The 16,884-nt window shown below is 72.8% G+C and carries 20 protein-coding genes and 1 riboswitch; of the genes, 14 read left to right on the forward strand and 6 right to left on the reverse strand.

Translation table 11 applies throughout. The features are described from left to right. Positions 1–88 precede the first annotated feature (88 nt). The 5 genes from ACSQ4M_RS23990 (at position 89) to cobJ (ending at position 3,985) form a co-directional block, all read left to right on the forward strand. Positions 89–331: a hypothetical protein gene (locus ACSQ4M_RS23990; RefSeq protein ID WP_436191915.1), complete on the forward strand. Its 243-nt coding sequence runs from the start codon at positions 89–91 to the stop codon at positions 329–331. Between the two features lie 15 nt (positions 332–346). After that, positions 347–585, forward strand: a riboswitch (cobalamin riboswitch). A gap of 116 nt (positions 586–701) precedes the next feature. Continuing rightward, on the forward strand, positions 702–1,904 hold the full coding sequence (locus ACSQ4M_RS23995) for a precorrin-3B synthase (protein WP_436191916.1): 1,203 nt from the start codon (positions 702–704) through the stop codon (positions 1,902–1,904). Then, positions 1,876–2,520, forward strand: a complete 645-nt coding sequence (locus ACSQ4M_RS24000; RefSeq protein ID WP_436191917.1) for a precorrin-8X methylmutase — start codon at positions 1,876–1,878, stop codon at positions 2,518–2,520. The genes ACSQ4M_RS23995 and ACSQ4M_RS24000 overlap by 29 nt, the downstream gene beginning before the upstream one ends. Further along, on the forward strand, positions 2,520–3,251 hold the full coding sequence (locus tag ACSQ4M_RS24005; protein ID WP_436191918.1) for a precorrin-2 C(20)-methyltransferase: 732 nt from the start codon (positions 2,520–2,522) through the stop codon (positions 3,249–3,251). The genes ACSQ4M_RS24000 and ACSQ4M_RS24005 overlap by 1 nt, the downstream gene beginning before the upstream one ends. Then, a complete protein-coding gene (gene cobJ, locus ACSQ4M_RS24010) occupies positions 3,248–3,985 on the forward strand; it encodes a precorrin-3B C(17)-methyltransferase (protein ID WP_436191919.1) in 738 nt (245 codons plus the stop codon). Before ACSQ4M_RS24005 ends, cobJ begins: the two co-directional genes overlap by 4 nt. Here the strand turns inward: cobJ and ACSQ4M_RS24015 are convergent. Further along, positions 3,961–4,743: a cobalt-precorrin-6A reductase gene (locus ACSQ4M_RS24015; RefSeq protein ID WP_436191920.1), complete on the reverse strand. Its 783-nt coding sequence runs from the start codon at positions 4,741–4,743 to the stop codon at positions 3,961–3,963. The genes cobJ and ACSQ4M_RS24015 overlap by 25 nt on opposite strands. On the opposite strand from ACSQ4M_RS24015, the gene cbiE reads away from it, so the two are divergent. From cbiE to ACSQ4M_RS24050, 7 genes are all read left to right on the forward strand, one after another. Continuing rightward, complete coding sequence (gene cbiE, locus ACSQ4M_RS24020) at positions 4,712–5,890, forward strand: precorrin-6y C5,15-methyltransferase (decarboxylating) subunit CbiE (RefSeq protein ID WP_436191921.1); 1,179 nt, start codon at positions 4,712–4,714, stop codon at positions 5,888–5,890. The two genes, ACSQ4M_RS24015 and cbiE, sit on opposite strands and share 32 nt — an antisense overlap. After that, entirely contained in the window at positions 5,887–6,285 is a 399-nt protein-coding gene (locus tag ACSQ4M_RS24025; RefSeq protein ID WP_436191922.1) for a cobalamin biosynthesis protein, read from the forward strand. Before cbiE ends, ACSQ4M_RS24025 begins: the two co-directional genes overlap by 4 nt. Next, entirely contained in the window at positions 6,282–7,070 is a 789-nt protein-coding gene (gene cobM / locus ACSQ4M_RS24030; protein WP_436191923.1) for a precorrin-4 C(11)-methyltransferase, read from the forward strand. The genes ACSQ4M_RS24025 and cobM overlap by 4 nt, the downstream gene beginning before the upstream one ends. 236 nt (positions 7,071–7,306) lie before the next feature. Next, on the forward strand, positions 7,307–8,068 hold the full coding sequence (gene cobF / locus ACSQ4M_RS24035; RefSeq protein WP_436191924.1) for a precorrin-6A synthase (deacetylating): 762 nt from the start codon (positions 7,307–7,309) through the stop codon (positions 8,066–8,068). Between the two features lie 139 nt (positions 8,069–8,207). After that, positions 8,208–8,462, forward strand: coding sequence for a hypothetical protein (locus ACSQ4M_RS24040; RefSeq protein ID WP_436191925.1), 255 nt, complete (start codon positions 8,208–8,210; stop codon positions 8,460–8,462). 147 nt (positions 8,463–8,609) lie between these two features. Further along, positions 8,610–8,816 carry a hypothetical protein gene (locus tag ACSQ4M_RS24045; protein WP_436191926.1) on the forward strand — a complete coding sequence of 69 codons (207 nt, stop codon included), beginning with the start codon at positions 8,610–8,612 and terminating at the stop codon, positions 8,814–8,816. A gap of 157 nt (positions 8,817–8,973) precedes the next feature. Further along, positions 8,974–9,450: a hypothetical protein gene (locus ACSQ4M_RS24050; RefSeq protein ID WP_436191927.1), complete on the forward strand. Its 477-nt coding sequence runs from the start codon at positions 8,974–8,976 to the stop codon at positions 9,448–9,450. 190 nt (positions 9,451–9,640) lie between these two features. Here ACSQ4M_RS24050 and ACSQ4M_RS24055 read toward each other — a convergent pair whose 3' ends face one another. Beyond that, positions 9,641–9,865 carry a hypothetical protein gene (locus ACSQ4M_RS24055; protein ID WP_436191928.1) on the reverse strand — a complete coding sequence of 75 codons (225 nt, stop codon included), beginning with the start codon at positions 9,863–9,865 and terminating at the stop codon, positions 9,641–9,643. A gap of 164 nt (positions 9,866–10,029) precedes the next feature. Then, a complete protein-coding gene (locus ACSQ4M_RS24060; RefSeq protein ID WP_436191929.1) occupies positions 10,030–10,911 on the reverse strand; it encodes a Ku protein in 882 nt (293 codons plus the stop codon). Between the two features lie 142 nt (positions 10,912–11,053). On the opposite strand from ACSQ4M_RS24060, the gene ACSQ4M_RS24065 reads away from it, so the two are divergent. Beyond that, positions 11,054–11,365, forward strand: a complete 312-nt coding sequence (locus tag ACSQ4M_RS24065; RefSeq protein WP_436191930.1) for a hypothetical protein — start codon at positions 11,054–11,056, stop codon at positions 11,363–11,365. A 665-nt stretch (positions 11,366–12,030) separates the two neighbouring features. Next, positions 12,031–13,158: an IS5 family transposase gene (locus ACSQ4M_RS24070; RefSeq protein ID WP_436189547.1), complete on the forward strand. Its 1,128-nt coding sequence runs from the start codon at positions 12,031–12,033 to the stop codon at positions 13,156–13,158. Positions 13,159–13,211: 53 nt separating this feature from the next. On the opposite strand, the gene panB is transcribed toward ACSQ4M_RS24070, so the two are convergent. The 3 genes from panB to ACSQ4M_RS24085 all read right to left on the reverse strand — a co-directional run bounded on the left by panB (position 13,212) and on the right by ACSQ4M_RS24085 (position 16,873). Beyond that, positions 13,212–14,078 carry a 3-methyl-2-oxobutanoate hydroxymethyltransferase gene (gene panB / locus ACSQ4M_RS24075; protein WP_436191931.1) on the reverse strand — a complete coding sequence of 289 codons (867 nt, stop codon included), beginning with the start codon at positions 14,076–14,078 and terminating at the stop codon, positions 13,212–13,214. Positions 14,079–14,263: 185 nt separating this feature from the next. Then, positions 14,264–15,763 (reverse strand): ribonuclease G, encoded by a 1,500-nt coding sequence (gene rng / locus ACSQ4M_RS24080; RefSeq protein ID WP_436191932.1) that lies wholly within the window; start codon positions 15,761–15,763, stop codon positions 14,264–14,266. A 102-nt stretch (positions 15,764–15,865) separates the two neighbouring features. Continuing rightward, entirely contained in the window at positions 15,866–16,873 is a 1,008-nt protein-coding gene (locus ACSQ4M_RS24085; RefSeq protein WP_436191933.1) for an aminotransferase class I/II-fold pyridoxal phosphate-dependent enzyme, read from the reverse strand. Positions 16,874–16,884 lie beyond the last annotated feature (11 nt).

Consider the following 16,884-nt stretch of genomic DNA (forward strand, 5'->3'; position numbering starts at 1 on the left):
CCTGCAGGCTGGCTTCTGCGCGACATGCGGGCACCGCGCGCCGGCGCTAGGGTGGCTGCTCCACTTTGCCCCCACAGCGCCATCCACCATGGACCTCATCGACCTCCTCCAGTGGCCCGCCATGGCCGCCTCCCTCGCCGCCGCCTGGCTCGTCGCCTCGGCCTCCGAACAGCGGCGCGCTTATGGCTTCTGGGTGTTCCTGCTCAGCAACGTGCTGTGGGTGGTCTGGGGCGTGCACACCAGTGGCTGGGCGCTGGTCGCGCTGCAGCTGGGCCTGGCGGCCATGAACATCCGCGGGCTGCGCAAGAACGACACCGATGCCCCAGGCTGAGCGGCCGGGCTGCTACCATCCGCCGCTGCAACAGGTGCCCGGCGACACAAGCGCGTCGGGTTAAACGGGAAGCCGGTGTGCGCGCCTTCGGGCCCGCACGATGCCGGCGCTGCCCCCGCAACGGTGTGCGAGAAGCAAGCGGCAAACACAACCACTGGGTCGGTGCACCTGGGAAGGTTGCCGCCAGCGTCGAGCGTCGCGACAGACGCCCGGAACTCGCAAGCCCGGAGACCGGCCTGTTGTTCCGAGCTGGCGTTGCGGTGGGCGATGCAGGTCCCATGGCTGCGCACGACCTGAAGCCATCCGACCGCATCCCCTCTTGCCACGCACGGCAGCCCCGGGCCCCGGCCCGTACCGTTCAAGAGGACAGATGCGCAAGCCTTCGGCCACGCCGGCACCGGCACCTGCCGCTCCCCCACCCACCGTCCATGGCTGGTGCCCCGGCGCGCTGCGGCCCATGGCCTCGGGCGATGGCTGGATCGTGCGCGTGCGGCCGCATGCGGGGCGGCTCACGCGCGCGCAGGCCGCCGGCATCGCGCAGCTCGCCGCGGCGCACGCCCGGGGCCCGCTCGAACTCACGCGCCGCGCCAACCTGCAGCTGCGCGGCGTGGCGCAGGCCAGCCACCCGGAGCTGCTCGCAGGCTTGCAGGCACTGGACCTGGTCGACGCCGATGCCGCAGCGGAGCAGCGCCGCAACATCGTCGTCACGCCCTTCTGGGCGCCGGGCGACGCCACGCTGGCGCTTGCCGAGGCGCTCGCCCGGGCCCTGGCGGCGCCCGGCGCACCGGCGCTGCCGGCCAAGTTCGGCTTCGCGGTGGACTGCGGCACCACGCCCGCGCTGCGCGCCACGCCCGCCCACGTCCGCATCGAGCGCGACGGCCAGGGCCTCGTCGTGCGCGCCGACCGTGTGCCGCTGCTGGCCCGCGCCACGCCGCACGACGCCGTGCCCCTTGCCATGGCACTTGCGCACTGGCTCGCCCGCGGCGCCGCTGCCGCGCCGCCGCCCGGCTTCCAACCCGCCCCTTTGCCGCAACGCACCGGCACCAGGCCGCAACCGGGGCCGGCGCCGGGCGGCTGGCTGGTGGCCGCCGCGTTCGGACAGCTGCAGGCCGACAGCCTGGCCCACCTGGCGGAACAGGGCGACCTGCGCCTCACGCCCTGGCGCATGCTGCTGGTCGAAGGCGCGCGCAGCGCGTCGGCGCTGCCCGGGCTGCTGACCGATCCGGCCGACCCGCTGCTGCGCGTCGTGGCCTGCAGCGGCACCGAGGGCTGCCGCCAGGCGGCGGGCCCGACACGCCCGCTGGCCCGCGCACTGGCCCGCCTCGTGCCCGCGCATGGCCTGCTGCATGTCTCCGGTTGCAGCAAGGGCTGCGCGCATGCCGAGCCCACGGTGACGCTGGTCGCCACGCCCGCGGGCTACGACCTGGTCCGCCATGGCAAGGCCTCGGCGCCACCGGACCGGCGCGCCCTGCGCGCCGACGCACTCGCTTCCCATCTCGCCCATGCATGGGGCACCACCACGACAACACAAGACGCCCCGCCCCATGAGGCCACCGACACCCCACCGCTTTGAGGCCGACGGCGCCGCCATCTACCGCGCCTCGTTCGCCATCATCCGCGCCGAAGCCGCGCTCGCGCGCTTCTCGCCCGCCGAGGAGATGGTGGCCGTGCGCATGGTCCATGCCGCCGGCATGGTCGAGCTCGCGCCCCACATCCGCTTTTCCGCCGGCGCGGCCGAGGCCGCGCGTGCCGCGCTCGAAGCCGGCGCGCCCATCCTGTGCGATGCGCGCATGGTCAGCGAAGGCATCACGCGCACGCGGCTGCCGGCCGGCAACCGCATCGTCTGCACGCTGCACGACCCCGAGGTGCCGGCCATCGCGGCCCGGCTCGGGACGACGCGCAGCGCTGCCGCGGTGGAGCTGTGGCGCCCGCTGCTGGCCGGTGCCGTGGTGGCCATCGGCAACGCGCCGACCGCCCTGTTCCACCTGCTCAACCTGCTGCAGGACCCGCGCTGTCCACGGCCGGCGGCCATCGTGGGTTGCCCGGTCGGCTTCGTCGGCGCGGCCGAATCCAAGGCCGCGCTCATGGACACGCTGCCCGTGCCCGCCATCGTCGTGGACGGGCGCCTGGGCGGCTCGGCCATCACGGTGGCCGCCATCAACGCGCTGGCCAGCCGCGAGGAAATCTGATGGGCCGCATCCTGTGCGCCGGGCTGGGCCCCGGCGACCCCGAACTCATGAGCGTGCGCGCCGACCGCGCCATCCGCACGGCCGGCCATGTCGCCTACTTCCGCAAGCGCGGCCGGCCCGGCCAGGCCCGGCGCATCGTCGAAGGCATGCTGGCGCCCGCGGTGCAGGAGTACGCGATGGAGTACCCGGTCACGACCGAGCTGCCGTTCGACAGCCCCGCCTACAAGGCCTGCCTGGCCGCCTTCTACGACGACTGGGCCGCGCGCCTGGCGGCGCTGGCGCAGCAGCAGGATGTGGTGGTGCTGTGCGAGGGCGACCCCTTCTTCTTCGGCTCCTTCATGCACCTGCACACACGGCTGCAGGGCCGCGCCCAGGTCGAGGTGATCCCGGGCATGCCTGGCATGGTGGGCTGCTGGTCCGCCACCAACGTGCCCATCACCTGGGGCGACGACGTGCTGGTGGTGCTGATGGGCACGCTGCCCGATGCCGAACTGGAGCGCCACATGCGCTCGGCCGATGCGCTGGTGGTCATGAAGACCGGCCGCAACCTGCCGCGCGTGCGGCGCGCGCTGCAGGCCGCCGGCCGGCTCGACGCGGCCTGGCTCGTGGAGCGCGGCACCATGCCCGGCGAGCGCATCGTGCCGCTGGCCCAGGTGGACGGCGCGGACTGCCCCTACTTTGCCATCGTGCTGGTCCATGGCCGGGGCCGCCGCCCCGAGGTGCTGGAGTGAGCGCCGGCTGGCTCTGCATCGCCGGTCTCGGGCCGGGCGACCCCTGCATGCTGACGCCCGAGGTCACGCAGGCGCTGGACCAGGCCACCGACGTGGTCGGCTACATCCCCTACGTGGCCCGTGTCGCGCCGCGCGCGGGGCTGCGCCTGCACCCTTCGGACAACCGCCAGGAGATCGCGCGCGCACAGGCCGCGCTGGCCATGGCCGCGGCCGGGCAGCGCGTGGTGGTGGTGTCCTCGGGCGACCCGGGCGTCTTCGCGATGGCGTCCGCGGTGTTCGAGGCGCTGGAGGCCGCGCCGCAGTGGCAGCAACTGGACATCCGCGTGCTGCCCGGCATCACGGCCATGCTGGCCGCGGCCGCCCGGGCCGGCGCGCCGCTGGGGCACGATTTCTGCGCGATCAACCTCAGCGACAACCTCAAGCCGGCCACGACGATCGACGCGCGCGTGCGCGCCGCCGCCGGCGCGGACTTCGCCATGGCCTTCTACAACCCGCGCTCGGCCAGCCGGCCCGACACCTTCGCGCGCATCCTCGCGCTGCTGCGCGAGACCTGCGAACCCGAGCGCCTGGTCGTCTTCGCGCGCGCCGTCGGCACGCCCGAGGAGCGGCTGCGCACCGTGACGCTGGCCGAGGCGACACCCGAGATGGCCGACATGCGCACCGTGGTGCTGGTGGGCAATGCCGCGACGCGGCGCGTCGGCCGCTTCGTCTACACGCCGAGGGCGGCCCTGTGAGCCGCCAGCCAGGCCATCGCTTCGGCCACCGAGCCCACACGGGTGCGGGGCGGCAGCTGCGGCCGCTGGACCAGGACCACCGGCAGGCCCAGGCTGCGGGCGGCGTCGAGCTTGGCGCGCGCGCCGCTGCCGCCCGCGTTCTTGGCCACCACGTGCGTGCTGCCGTGCGCGCGCATCAGTTGCCGGTCGCCCTCCACCGTGAACGGCCCGCGGTCCAGCACCAGCGTGGCCTGCGGCAGGGGCAGCGGCTGCAGCGGCGCGTCCACCAGCCGCAGCAGGTAATGGTGCTGCGGCGCCTGGGCGAAGGCGTCCAGGGTCTGCCGGCCGATGGCCAGGAACACGCACGTGGGCGCGGCCGGCAAGGCCGCCACGGCGGCGGCGACATCGGGCACCTCGCGCCAGTCGTCACCGGCCTGCGCCACCCAGGCCGGCCGCTCCAGCGCCAGCAGGGGGATGCCCAGCGCGGCGCAGGCCTGGCCCGCGTTGGCGCTGATGCGGGCCGCGAAAGGGTGGGTCGCATCCACCACCTGCGTGATGCGCTGCGCGCGCAGCCACGCGCTGAGCCCGCTCACGCCGCCGAAGCCGCCCACGCGCGTGGGCAGCGGCTGGGCCCGAGGTGCCAGGGTACGGCCGGCGTAGGAGTAGACGGCGTCCACGCCGGCCGCGGCCAGGGCGTCGGCGAGCTGGCGGGCTTCGGTGGTGCCGCCCAGGAGCAGGAGGCGGGGCGTGGCTGAGCGCTGGCTGGACATCATCGGCATCGGAGAAGACGGGTTGGCCGGATTGTCCCGTGCCGGCCGCACGGCGCTGGAACAGGCCACGGTCGTCTTCGGCGGCCCGCGCCACCTCGCGCTGGCGCAGGCTGGCACGCGCGGACAGGCCTGGCCGCAGCCCTTCGACCTCGCACCGGTGCTGGCGCTGCGCGGGCGCCGCGTGGCCGTGCTGGCCTCGGGCGATCCGTTCTGGTTCGGCGCCGGCGGGTCGCTGGCCGCGCAGCTCGCGCCCGACGAGTGGACGGCGCACCTGGCCCCTTCGACCTTCTCGCTGGCCGCCGCGCGGCTGGGCTGGCGGCTCGAAGAAGCCACCTGCCTGGGCCTGCATGCGAGGCCCTTCGCCGTCGCGCGCGCGCACCTGCATCCGGGTGCGCGGCTGCTGTGCCTGCTGGCCTCGGCCGAGGCCGTGGGCGCGTTCGCGCAATGGCTGTGCGCAGAGGGCTTCGGCGGCTCCACGCTGTGGGTGCTGCAGGCCCTGGGCGGCCCGCGCGAGCGCGTGCGCCAGACCACCGCCGCAGGCTTCGACCTGGCCGGCATCGCGGCGCCCGTGGCCGTGGCGCTGGAGCCGGCCGGCGCCGCGGGGCTGGCGCGCACGGCCGGCCTGCCCGATGCAGCCTTCGCGCACGACGGGCAGATCACCAAGTCGCCCATGCGCGCGCTGACGCTGGCGGCGCTGGCACCCCGCCCCGGCGAACTGCTGTGGGATGTCGGCGCCGGTTCGGGCTCCGTCGCGGTCGAGTGGTGCCTGGCGGGCGGGCGTGCCTGTGCCGTGGAGCAGCACGCGGCGCGCGCGGCCAACGTGCAGGCGAATGCCGGGCGCTTCGGCGTGGCCGAGCGCCTGCAGGTGGTCCACGGCCGCGCGCCGCAGGCCCTGGCGGGGCTGGCGCCCGCGCAGGCCATCTTCGTCGGCGGCGGCTTCGACCTCGCCCTGTTCGAGGCGCTGCGCGCCGCCAGCCCCGCGACGCGCCTGGTGGCCAATGCCGTCACGCTGGAGACCGAGGCCCTGCTGCTGCAGCTGCACACGCGCCATGGCGGCACGCTGCTGCGCATCGACATCGCCCAGGCCGCGCCGCTGGGCCGCCTGCGCGGCTGGGCACCGTCACGCCCCATCGTGCAGTGGAGCGTGCAGCTGTGACCGTGCTCGGCGTGGGCCTGCATTCCGGCGCCGGTCTGGCCTCGCTGCGCGATGCGCTGCGTGCCGCCTGCGCCGCGCTGCCGGCCCGCCCCGTGCTGCGCGCCGTGGCCACGGCGCAGGACAAGCTGGACTGCGCCGCACTGGCCCAGTTCGCCGCGGAACTGCGCGTGCCACTGGTCGGCGTGCCGCTGCCCCTGCTGGCCGTGCAGCCCGCCACCCCCAGTGCCTTCGCGCCCGCGCGCTACGGCGGCCGCAGCCTGGCCGAAGCCGCCGCGCTCGCGGCCGCCGGGCCGGGCGCGCGGCTGCTCGCGCCGCGCGCCGTTTCCAGCGACCGGCAGGCCACGGCGGCATTGGCCGCGGCCCTGCCCCACCCCATCGACCCCAGCGAACCATGACCGTCCACTTCATCGGCGCCGGCCCCGGCGCCCCCGACCTGCTGACCCTGCGCGGCCGCGACCTGATCGCCGCCTGCCCGGTCTGCCTCTACGCGGGCTCGCTCGTGCCCGAGGGCGTGCTGGCCTTCTGCCCGCCGGGCGCGCGCCTGGTCAACACCGCGCCGCTGTCGCTCGACGAGATCGTCGAGGCCATCCGCGGCGCACACGCCGCCGGCCAGGACGTGGCACGCCTGCACTCGGGCGACCTGTCGGTCTGGTCGGCCATGGGCGAGCAGTTGCGCCGGCTGCGCGCGCTCGGCATCCCGTTCACGGTCACGCCGGGCGTGCCGTCCTTCGCCGCGGCAGCCGCCACACTGGCGCAGGAGCTGACCCTGCCCGGGCGCGCGCAGTCGGTGGTGCTGACGCGCACCTCCGGGCGTGCCTCGGCCATGCCCGAGGGCGAAGCGCTGGCCCGCTTTGCGGCCACTGGCGCGACGCTGGCGATCCACCTCTCCATCCACGTGCTGGCCCAGGTGGTGGCCGAGCTGCTGCCGTTCTACGGGCCCGACTGCCCGGTGGCCGTGGTCTGGCGCGCGAGCTGGCCCGACGAGCGGGTGCTGCGCGGCACGCTGGCCAGCATCGAGGCCGCCGTGGGCCCCACCATGGACCGCACCGCGCTGATCCTGGTCGGCGCCAACCTCGGCACCGAGGACTTCGGCACCAGCCGGCTCTATGCGGCCGACTACGACCGCCGCTACCGCCCGCTCGGCGCCACGCCGCGCTTTCCGCAGGGCGGCGACGCATGATCCTAGATTCGGCAGTTGACCGCTCGCAGCCCTTTTGGAAAGCCGCATGAACATTGGACTTGGTGTCTTCGATGACCTTTACCTGCTGGGTGAGGCCGCTATGCACCCGCCGGCACCGCGCTCGCCGCGCCATGCGGCGTTGCTCCTCCTTGCGCACAGAAGTGCGCCGCGTCGTCGCGCCTTGCCTGGCTCGCCGATCACGGCACCCCCGGGCGCATCCAACTGCCGAGTCTAGGATGATCGAGCTGGCGCTGGTCGGCATCGGCACCGGCCATCCCGACCACATCACGCGGCAAGGCGAGCGTGCGCTGAACGCGGCCGACCTGATCCTGATCCCGCGCAAGGGCGAGGGCAAGGCCGACCTGGCGGACGTGCGGCTGGCGATCTGCTCGGCCGTCGTCACCGCGGGCACGCGCATCGCTTTCTTCGACATGCCGGTGCGCGAGGGCGCGGCGACCGACTACGCCGGCGCCGTCGAACGCTGGCACGACGCGATCGCCGAGGCCTGGCTGGCCAGCATCGCCGCGCACCTGCCCGGCGGCGGCCGGCTGGCCCTGCTGGTCTGGGGCGACCCCTCGCTGTACGACAGCACGCTGCGCATCGCCGCGCGGCTGGCGCGCCGCATCGCGCTGCGCACCAGCGTCGTGCCCGGCATCACGGCGCTGCAGGCGCTGACGGCCGCGCACGCCATCCCGCTCAACGCCATCAACAGCCCGGTCACCATCACCACCGGAAGGCGGCTGGAGGCGGGCGGCTGGCCGGCCGGTGCCGACACCGTGGCCGTGCTGCTGGACGGGCGCTGCGCCTTCCGCAGCCTGGACCCCGCCGGCCTGTCGATCTGGTGGGGCGCCTACCTCGGGCTGCCGCAGCAGTTGCTGCACCACGGCGCGCTGGCCGATGTGGCCGAGCCCATCGTCCAACTGCGCGAGACGGCACGGCAGGCGCAGGGCTGGATCATGGACACCTACCTGCTGCGGCGCGGCCCCGCGGCAGCGTAGGCGCCGGCACCGCCTGTACGGCCCAGGCATTGCACCTGACCGGACCATGGGCATGGCCATGTTGCACGGAAGTACGCGTACAGTCGCCAGACCGTCTCCCGGGCCCCGGCCCGCGACACGCAGCCCGCGTCCCCGAACCATGCACCGACACGTGACCCGCGAGCAGTTGGAGCAGTGCCGGCGTGCACTCGCCTCGGCCGACACATCGGACGAGATGCGCGCGCTGGCCAGCGACCTGCTCGACACCCTGCTCAGGATGTACGACGGCGGCCGGCTGAGCCGCGAGGTGCTGCTGCTGGTCCTGGATTCGCTGGCCCTGATCCCCGACCTCGTGGTCTGCGTCGACCGGATCCGGGCCCGGCTCGGCAACAGCCCGCCCGAGCCGGGCACCTAGCCTGCGCGCCAGCGGTGGCGGCCCGGTGCCAGGCCACCGGGCGCCTGCAGGTGGCGGCTCTCCTACAAGCGCTTGGGGGCCGGCGTGACAGCGCGGCCACGCCAGCCTGCCTAGGCTGTGGGCACCCCCCAACGGAAAGGACAGCCCATGGCCACCAACCAACCCCGTGACCGCGAACGCGCAGGCACGCTCCCGGACGCAGCCGACGACGGTGCGCGCACCGGCGTGCAGGCCGAGCGCGGCGCACCCGAGGCCGAGCACGGCCAGTACGGCCTGGTGCGCGAAGGCAGCAAGGCAGCCGAAGGCCTCAGCGAGCCGCAGATCCGCGGTGTCGCACCGCGCAAGGGCGCATGACGGCGATTGTGATGTCGCCGACATGAAGAGCGCATGGCCGAACACCTGCGCGGCTGACGCGCACGCAGGAGATGGACGACGTGCGCAGGGCGCCCGTTCCCGCAGCCCACGGGAAGCGCACGCCCTACCTTGGTGGCTCATTCAACAGGAGATCGCGATGGAAGAAAAGAGCAAGGTCGGCACCGGGGCTGCAGTCGGTGCGGTGACGGGTGGTGTGGCCGGTGGCGCTGCGGCGGGCGCGGCCGTCGGCGGCATGACGGGACCGGTCGGTGCGGCCGTGGGCGCCGCTGTCGGTGCCGCCGTCGGCGCCCTGGCGGGCAAGGCGGCGAAGGTCGACCCGGTGGCCGAGGATACCTACTGGCGCGACAACTTCAACTCCCGGCCTTATGCAGCGGGCTCCAACTACGACCAGTACGGCCCGGCCTACATGTACGGCGCCAGCGCGTACGAGAAGTACCCGGGCCGCTCCTTCGACGAGGTCGAGCCCGAGCTGGGCACGGGCTGGTCCGCATCGCGCGGGCGCTCGTCCCTCGAATGGGACAACGCGCGCCATGCCACGCGGGACGCCTGGCAGCGCCTGAGCGACCGGGTCGAGCGTGCCGTGCCCGGCGACTCGGACCGGGACGGCAAGTAGCCGCACCACGACGGGCTGCTAGGCCCGTTGGCGTGTCCAGGGTCCGTGCGCAGCGCTGCGCACGGACGCCTGCCACCTGCGAGCGCTGTGTCCGCTCGGGCGCGGTTCGTCAAGGCCCTGACGGGCCGCGGAAGGCCTTGGCGATGTCCACCCGCGCCTGCGCCAGGGCGGCGAGCCGCTGCTGGATCTGCTATGGCGTGGCCCGGGGATTGCCGATGGACAGCCGGCCCAGGTAATGGTCGCCGGCCACGAGGTCAGCGCGCCCGAACACATAGTCGGGCGTGCGCTGCACCGCGATGCGGATGTCCACGCCCCGGTAGGACATCGCCTGCTCCTGCACCGTGTCGGCGCAGGCGCCCGGAGCCGGCATGCAGGCGGGCTGCTGAGCGGTGGAAACGGGTTGTTGGGTGGCCATGTGCTTCCTCCTTTCAAGCGGACCGTTCAACCAGATCCGAGCGAGATAGGGGCTGCGCACGCGTCTTCAAGTCCGTGCCGGGCCGCAGTGCTGCCGGCGGCGGCCAGCGTGGTTCATGCTGCACAGGGGCGTGCGCACTGGCGCAGGACGGTGCGCCCAGGTGCTCAGGCGGCCTTCTTCTGCGACGCAGACTTGCCGGCGGCCGCCTTCCTGGCCGTGCGCTTCTTCGCGGCGGCCTTGGCGGGGGGCTTGCGTCCGCCCTGGAGGCTGCGCTGCAGCAGCGCGGTGAGGTCGAGCACGTTGGCGGCCTGCGGGGCGGTTTCCTCGGGCTGGACCACCGTCTCGGTGTCGCCGGCCTTGACCTTCTTGGCGACCAGCTGCATGACCTGGTGGCGGAACTCGTCCTTGAAGTCCTCCGGGTCCCAGTCGCCGGACATCTCGGCCACCAGTTGCTTGGCCATCTTTATCTCTGCCGCGCTGATGTTCTTGCGGCCGGCAGGCGGCAGCTCCAGCGCGTCCAGCGTCTTGACCTCGTCGCCCCAGCGCAGCAGGTTCAGCACGAGCGCGGGTCCGGAAGGCACGAGCGCGGCCAGGTGCTGCTTGGTGGCGATGACCACCTTGGCCAGTGCGATCTTGCCGGTGTCGACCAGGGCCTCGCGCAGCAGGGCGTAGACCTTCTCGCTCTTGGCCAGGGGCGCCACGTAGTAGGGCCGCTCCAGGAAGATGAAGGGCATGGCGCCGGCGTCGATGAAGCGCTCGATCGAGATCGTCTGCGTGGTCTTGGGGAACACGGCGGCGATCTCCTCCGGGCTGACGATGACGTACTTGCCATCCTCGTACTGCACGCCCTTGACGATGTTCTCCTTCGCGATCTCCTTGCCGGTGCGCTTGTTGATGCGCTTGTAGCCCACCGGGTCCATGGAGCGCTTGTCCAGCCAATCGAAGTCCACCCCCTGCTCGGACGATGCCGTGTGCAGGCCCACCGGGATGTGGACCAGACCGAAGGTGATGGCACCTTTCCAGAGCGTACGCGACCCAGTTGCCATGTGCGGCCTTCCTTGTGTGAGCGGGCGGAAAGCTGCAGTGTGGGCGCCGATCGCCAACCCGGCGTAGGCCGACGCAGGCAACCGCCGTCAGGCAGGCGGCCGATCGTTGCGGCGGGCCAACCAGAGGCGATACGCTCGGCCCATGCCCGCCTTGCGCCACATCGCCGTTCACGTCGAGGAGCCCCGCAGCGGCCGCTTCGTCTGGGTGCTCACCGAGCGCCATGCCGACGACTGGCAGCCGCTGGAGCGGGCCGCCACGGCCCAGCGCAGCTACCGGCACGCCATGGCCGAGGGGCTGCTGGCGCTGCAGCAGAGGGTGGACGACCTGGACATCGGGCCCCGCGCCGACACCCGAACGCCCGCGGCCCCGCCTGACGAGGCGCGGGTTGCCGAGCCTGCGCGCGCGGCCGCCCCGGACAAGGGGGCCTACTTCGGTTTCGGGCCGGCGCGCTAGCGCCCAAGCGCCGAGATGTCCGCGCACTTTTTGAGCACGAAGACGTGCAGCCTGACCAGTTGGCCGTCGCACACGCGCCGGACACCGCAGTACCCCAAGGCACGACCGGCATCGAAAAATGCCCTCGGCGTACGCTGGTCCGCGCGTGGGCGGCGGCACGGGCGATCGCCGCCGACAGGCCTTGGCCGCACCTGCCTACAGCGGGTGCCACACGCCGGCCGCAAGCTGGCGCACAACCCGATCCGAGAGGAACACCCCATGCGCAAGATGATCCTGATGGCCGTGGCCGGCTTCCTGTGGAAACAGTTCAAGGCCCGCCAGGCCGTGCGGCCAGCGGCGGCCCGTCCCCGCCACTGACCGAAGCCTCGGGGCCTCAGAAGCTGTGAATGAACCGATCGCGTCCACGACGGGGTGCGCCGGGGCACAGGCGTAGGCGCAGTCCGCCGCCCGGGCTCGTGCCCGGGCAAGGACTGCAACGCCCGCATGTGGCTTGGCGCGCCCCGGCCCAAAGGGCGAGGCCCTGGGAGCAGCGGTCGCAACGTGAGAAGTTCGTCATTGGGGGCCTCGCGTGGGCGTGAGCGGTTCGTTCACAGCTTCTCAGAGGGTGTATCTGAATTAAAATACCCTGCGCGCCCTCTCGGTTCTGGGAGCGCAGGAGGTGACGAGTGGACACGGGGACGAGCAAGAAGCAACCCGGCAGGCCAGCACTGCTGCAAGCGCAGGACCTGCGCGCATTGGTGGAGCTGGCGCTGCGCATGCCGCAGTCGTCGATGGATGAGCTCACCCGCGAGTTCGTTCGCCACACGGGCATCGATGTCTGCTCGGCGACGATTCGCAAGGCGCTGAAGAAGGCGGGAGTCAAGCGCGTGCGCCCGCCTCGCGGCGCCAGCACGCGTGCGGCGGTCCAGGGCTCGGCTCCGCAGCGCTACGGCTACACGACAGCGCACCGCCGGCAAGCCAAGCCTGGCGGCATGAACACGGACCTGACCGATGCCGAGTGGGCTCTCGTGCATGACCTGTTTGAGCGCGAAGGTGGGCGCGGCAAGCCGATCACGCACGCGCGCCGCGACATTGCCAACGCCTGCATGTACATCGTGCGCACCGGCTGCGCGTGGCGCTTGCTGCCCGGCAACTTTCCGCCTTGGCGTGCGGTGTACTCGGCCTTTCGCGGCTGGGCACGCGCCGGCACCTTCGAGGCCATGCACGACCGGTTGCGCCAACAGTGGCGCGACCGCGTGGGCAAGGCACCCGAACCCACGGCGGCCATCATCGATTCGCAAAGCACGCGCAGCACCCCGCAGGGCGCAGACACCGGCTTCGATGCCGGCAAAAAGGTCAAGGGCCGCAAGCGCCACTTGGTGGTCGACACGCTGGGGCTGCTGCTGGCTGTGACCGTCACGGCTGCCAGCGTGCAGGATCGCGACGGGGCCGCATCCGTGGTGGCCCAAGCCTGCGCCAAGGTGACGGGCCTCAAGAGGCTGTACGCAGACTCGGCCTACGGCGGTCAGTGCGCCATGGACCTGGAGAAGACGCATGGCATCGCCGTAGAGATCGTCCGCAGACCTTCGAATCGCGTGACGGGCACGTTTGTTGTCGAGCAGCAGCAACTGTGGCCCGAGGCCCCAGCCAAGGGCTTCATCGTGCAAGCCAAGCGCTGGGTGGTCGAGCGCACCCACGCATGGAACGAGCGTGCGCGCAGGCTGATCGCTCACCATGACCGCTCCAACTGGGCGCCTGTGGCCTGGGTCTGGCTCGCAGAAGCGCGTATGCTCGCAACTAGGCTGGCCGGGTAAATCATTTTAGATACACCCTCTCAGCCTGGCCCGCGCACCGGCAGGCCTGGTGGTCACCAGGCGTGCAAGGCGTCGTCCGGAAAGCTGCCGTCCTTCACCGCGCGCACGTAGGCCGCGATGGCGTCCTGGATGCCGCCGCTGCCCTCCATGAAGTTGCGCACGAACCTGGGCGCCTTGGCCAGATGCATGCCCAGCATGTCGTGCAGCACCAGCACCTGGCCGGCGGTGCCGCGTCCCGCGCCGATGCCGATGGTGGCGCAGCGGGTCAGCTCGCGCGTGAGCGTGGCGGCCAGTGCGGCCGGCACCATCTCCAGCACGAGCAAGGCGGCGCCGGCATCCTGCAGCGCCAGGGCCTGTGCGCGCAGCAGCGCTGCGGCGGCGTCCCCCTTGCCCTGGACGCGGTAGCCACCCAGTGCGTGAACGGTTTGCGGCGTCAGGCCCAGGTGGGCGCAGACGGGGATGCCGCGTTCGACCAGGAAGCGCACGGTCTCCGTCGTCCAGCCGCCGCCTTCGAGCTTGACCATCTGTGCGCCGGCCTGCATCAGCACCGTGGCGCTGGCCAGTGCCTGTTCGCGCGATTGCTGGTAACTGCCGAACGGCAGGTCGGCGACCAGGAAGGCTGCGCCCTGCACACGCTGCAGGCCCCGTGCCACGCCCTCGGTGTGGTGGCGCATCGTCTCCAGGCTCACGCCCACCGTGTTGGGCAGGCCCTGGCAGACCATGCCCACGGAATCGCCGACGAGCAGGCAGTCCACACCGGCGGCGTCGGCCACGGCGGCGAAGGTCGCGTCGTAGGCCGTCAGCATCGCGATCTTCTCGCCGCGTGCCTGCATGTCGGCCAGTCGCGGCAGGTTCACGCTCTTGCGCGCGGCGGGGGAATGCGCGGCGGTGGCGCCGTAGGGAGCGGTGGTCTCGGCCATCAGGCAGCGGCCAGCCCGTCGATGGCGCACGAACCCTCGTCGTGCAGTGCGCAGTCGGTCACCGTGGCGCGGTGGGCCTGGGGCGTGGGCAAGGTGTGGAACATGGCGGGAATTCCTTGAAGTGGAGAAGGCGGAAATCGGCGATCTCGTCTGCGCCGAGGCCGGCCAGGCCGCGGCCTGCCGACTCAAAGCAAGATGATGTCGTACTGCTCCGGCCCCATCGCGCTTTCGGCCTGCAGCGAGATCGGCTTGCCGATGAAGTCCGACAGGCCGGCCAGGTGCTGGCTTTCCTCGTCCAGGAACAGCTCCACCACCTTGGGCGAGGCCACGACGCGGAACTCGCGCGGATTGAACTGGCGCGCCTCGCGCAGGATCTCGCGCAGGATGTCGTAGGTCACGCTGCGCGCGGTCTTCACGGCGCCGGTGCCGCGGCAGATCGCGCAGGGCTCGCACAGCATGTGGGCCAGCGACTCGCGCGTGCGCTTGCGCGTCATCTCCACCAGGCCCAGCGGCGAGAAGCCGCTGGCCGTGGTCTTCACGCGGTCGCGGCCCAGCTGCTTGCGCAGTTCCGCCAGCACGGCCGCGCGGTGCTCCTCGCGCACCATGTCGATGAAGTCGGCGATGACGATGCCGCCCAGGTTGCGCAGCCGCAGCTGGCGCGCGATGGCGCCGGCCGCCTCCAGGTTGGTCTTGAAGATGGTGTCGTCGAAATTGCGCGCGCCGACATAGCCACCGGTGTTCACGTCCACCGTGGTCAGGGCCTCGGTCTGGTCGACGATCAGGTAGCCGCCGGACTTGAGGTCCACGCGCCGGCCCAGCGCCTTGGCGACCTCGTCGTCGATGGAGAACAGGTCGAAGATCGGCCGCTCGCCCTTGTAGTGCTGCAGCTTTTGCGTGGCCGCCGGCATGAACTCGCGGCCGAAGGCCTGCAGCTTGTCGAACTGCTCGCGCGAATCGAGCCGGATGCTTTGCGTCTCCTCGGTCACGAGGTCGCGCAGCACGCGCTGCAGCAGGTCCAGGTCCTGGTGCAGCAGCGAGGCCGGCGGCAGCTTCAGCGCGGCGGCCTTGGTGCGCGCCCAGGCCTTGCGCAGGTAGGCGATGTCCTCGGCGAGTTCGGTGTCGCTGGCGTCCTCGGCATTGGTGCGCAGGATGAAGCCGCCACCACCACCGCCGGCGGCGTCGCCGACGAGGGCCTGCAGGCGACGGCGCAGGTCTTCGCGCTGCGCGGCCGGGATCTTTTGCGACACGCCCACGTGCTCGTCCTGCGGCAGGAACACCAGCAGCCGGCCGGCGATGCTGATCTGCGTGGACAGCCGCGCGCCCTTGGTGCCGATCGGGTCCTTGACGACCTGCACCATGAGCGCCTGGCCCTCGAACACCTGGCGCTCGATCGGCACCTGGCTGTTGCCGCCGGGCCTGGGCTGGCTGGGCTCGCCCTCGCCGCGCACGGCGGCGGCGCTGGGCAGCAGATCGGCCACGTGCAGGAAGGCGGCGCGGTCCAGGCCGATGTCGATGAAGGTGGACTGCATGCCGGGCAGCACGCGCACCACCTTGCCCATGTAGACGTTGCCGACCAGGCCGCGCTCCAGCGTGCGCTCCAGGTGCAGCTCCTGCACGGCCCCATGTTCGACGACGGCCACGCGCGTCTCCTGCGGCGACCAGTTGATCAGGATGTCCTGCTGCATGCGTTCCTTGCTGTGGAGCGCGCGCGCAGCAGCCGGGTGTCGGCGACGGTGCGCACAGCGGCTCCTCGTTGTTCGTGTTGTCCGGGTCTGGATCGTACGCGCTCAGCGGCGCGGCCAGGCCTGCGCCAATGCATCCTGATGCATGGGCGCCAGCACGGCCAGCCGCACATGGCCGGCCAGGCCGAAGGAAGCGCAGTCGCGCAGCTGCACGCCCTGCGCGCGCAGTCGGGCCAGGTCCTCGGCCAGGCGCGCCGACTCGGGCGGCCGCGCGCAGAAGAAGTTCGTGTCGCTGGCCAGCACCTGCCAGCCCAGGCCGGTGCACAGTGCCACCTGCAGTGTCTTCCAGGCGCGCAACTGCGCCAGGCTGGCGGCCAGCCAGTCCTGCGCGGCGCGGCCGGTCCAGGCCTGCAGCATGGCCACACCGTGCGATCCGACCGGCCAGGACGGCGCCAGCTGCGTCAGCCGCGCCAGCAGCTGCGGGTCGGCCTGCAACGGCGCGATGGCGTAGGCCGCGCGCACGCCGGTCAGCCCCAGGGCCTTGTTGGGCGACCACAGCTGCCAGACCTGCTGGTGCTGCGCGCTGTCGAGCGAGGCCTGGCCGGCCAGGCGCAGCGGTGCGTAGGCGCAGTCCAGCACCAGCGGCACCCGCGGCGGCAAGGCCTGCAGCTGCGCTGCCAGGTCGGCGTGGGCCTGGCCCAGCGGCGAGGACGGCTCGCAGGCCCAGACCAGCCGGGCCGGGCCATCGGTGCTGTGCACCGCCATCCGCTGCGCCTGCGCGGCCCAGGCGTAGTCGCCGTAGGCGTGGGCGGGCACCCGCACCGCGGCATCCGGCTGGGCCACGGCGGCGCTGATGCGCATGATGAATTCGCTGGCACTGGCCGCCACCTGCACGCGCGCCGGCGCGACGCCGTGGAAGGCAGCCAGCTGCTCGCGCAGCGCACCGTAGCCAGGGTCGGGGTAGCGCGTGGGGTCGGTGGCCTGCAGGGCCTGCAGCGCCGCGGGGCATGGCCCGCAGGCGTTGGCGTTGGTCGAGAAATCGTGCGCGGCCGGGCCCGTGGCATCCGGCCCGCCGTGCACGCGCGCGGCCTGCACCGCGTCAGCGCCGGCCACGGCGCGGCAAG

It is taken from the genome of Pseudorhodoferax sp. LjRoot39 (genome assembly GCF_964253035.1).
Lineage (GTDB): Bacteria > Pseudomonadota > Gammaproteobacteria > Burkholderiales > Burkholderiaceae_C > Pseudorhodoferax.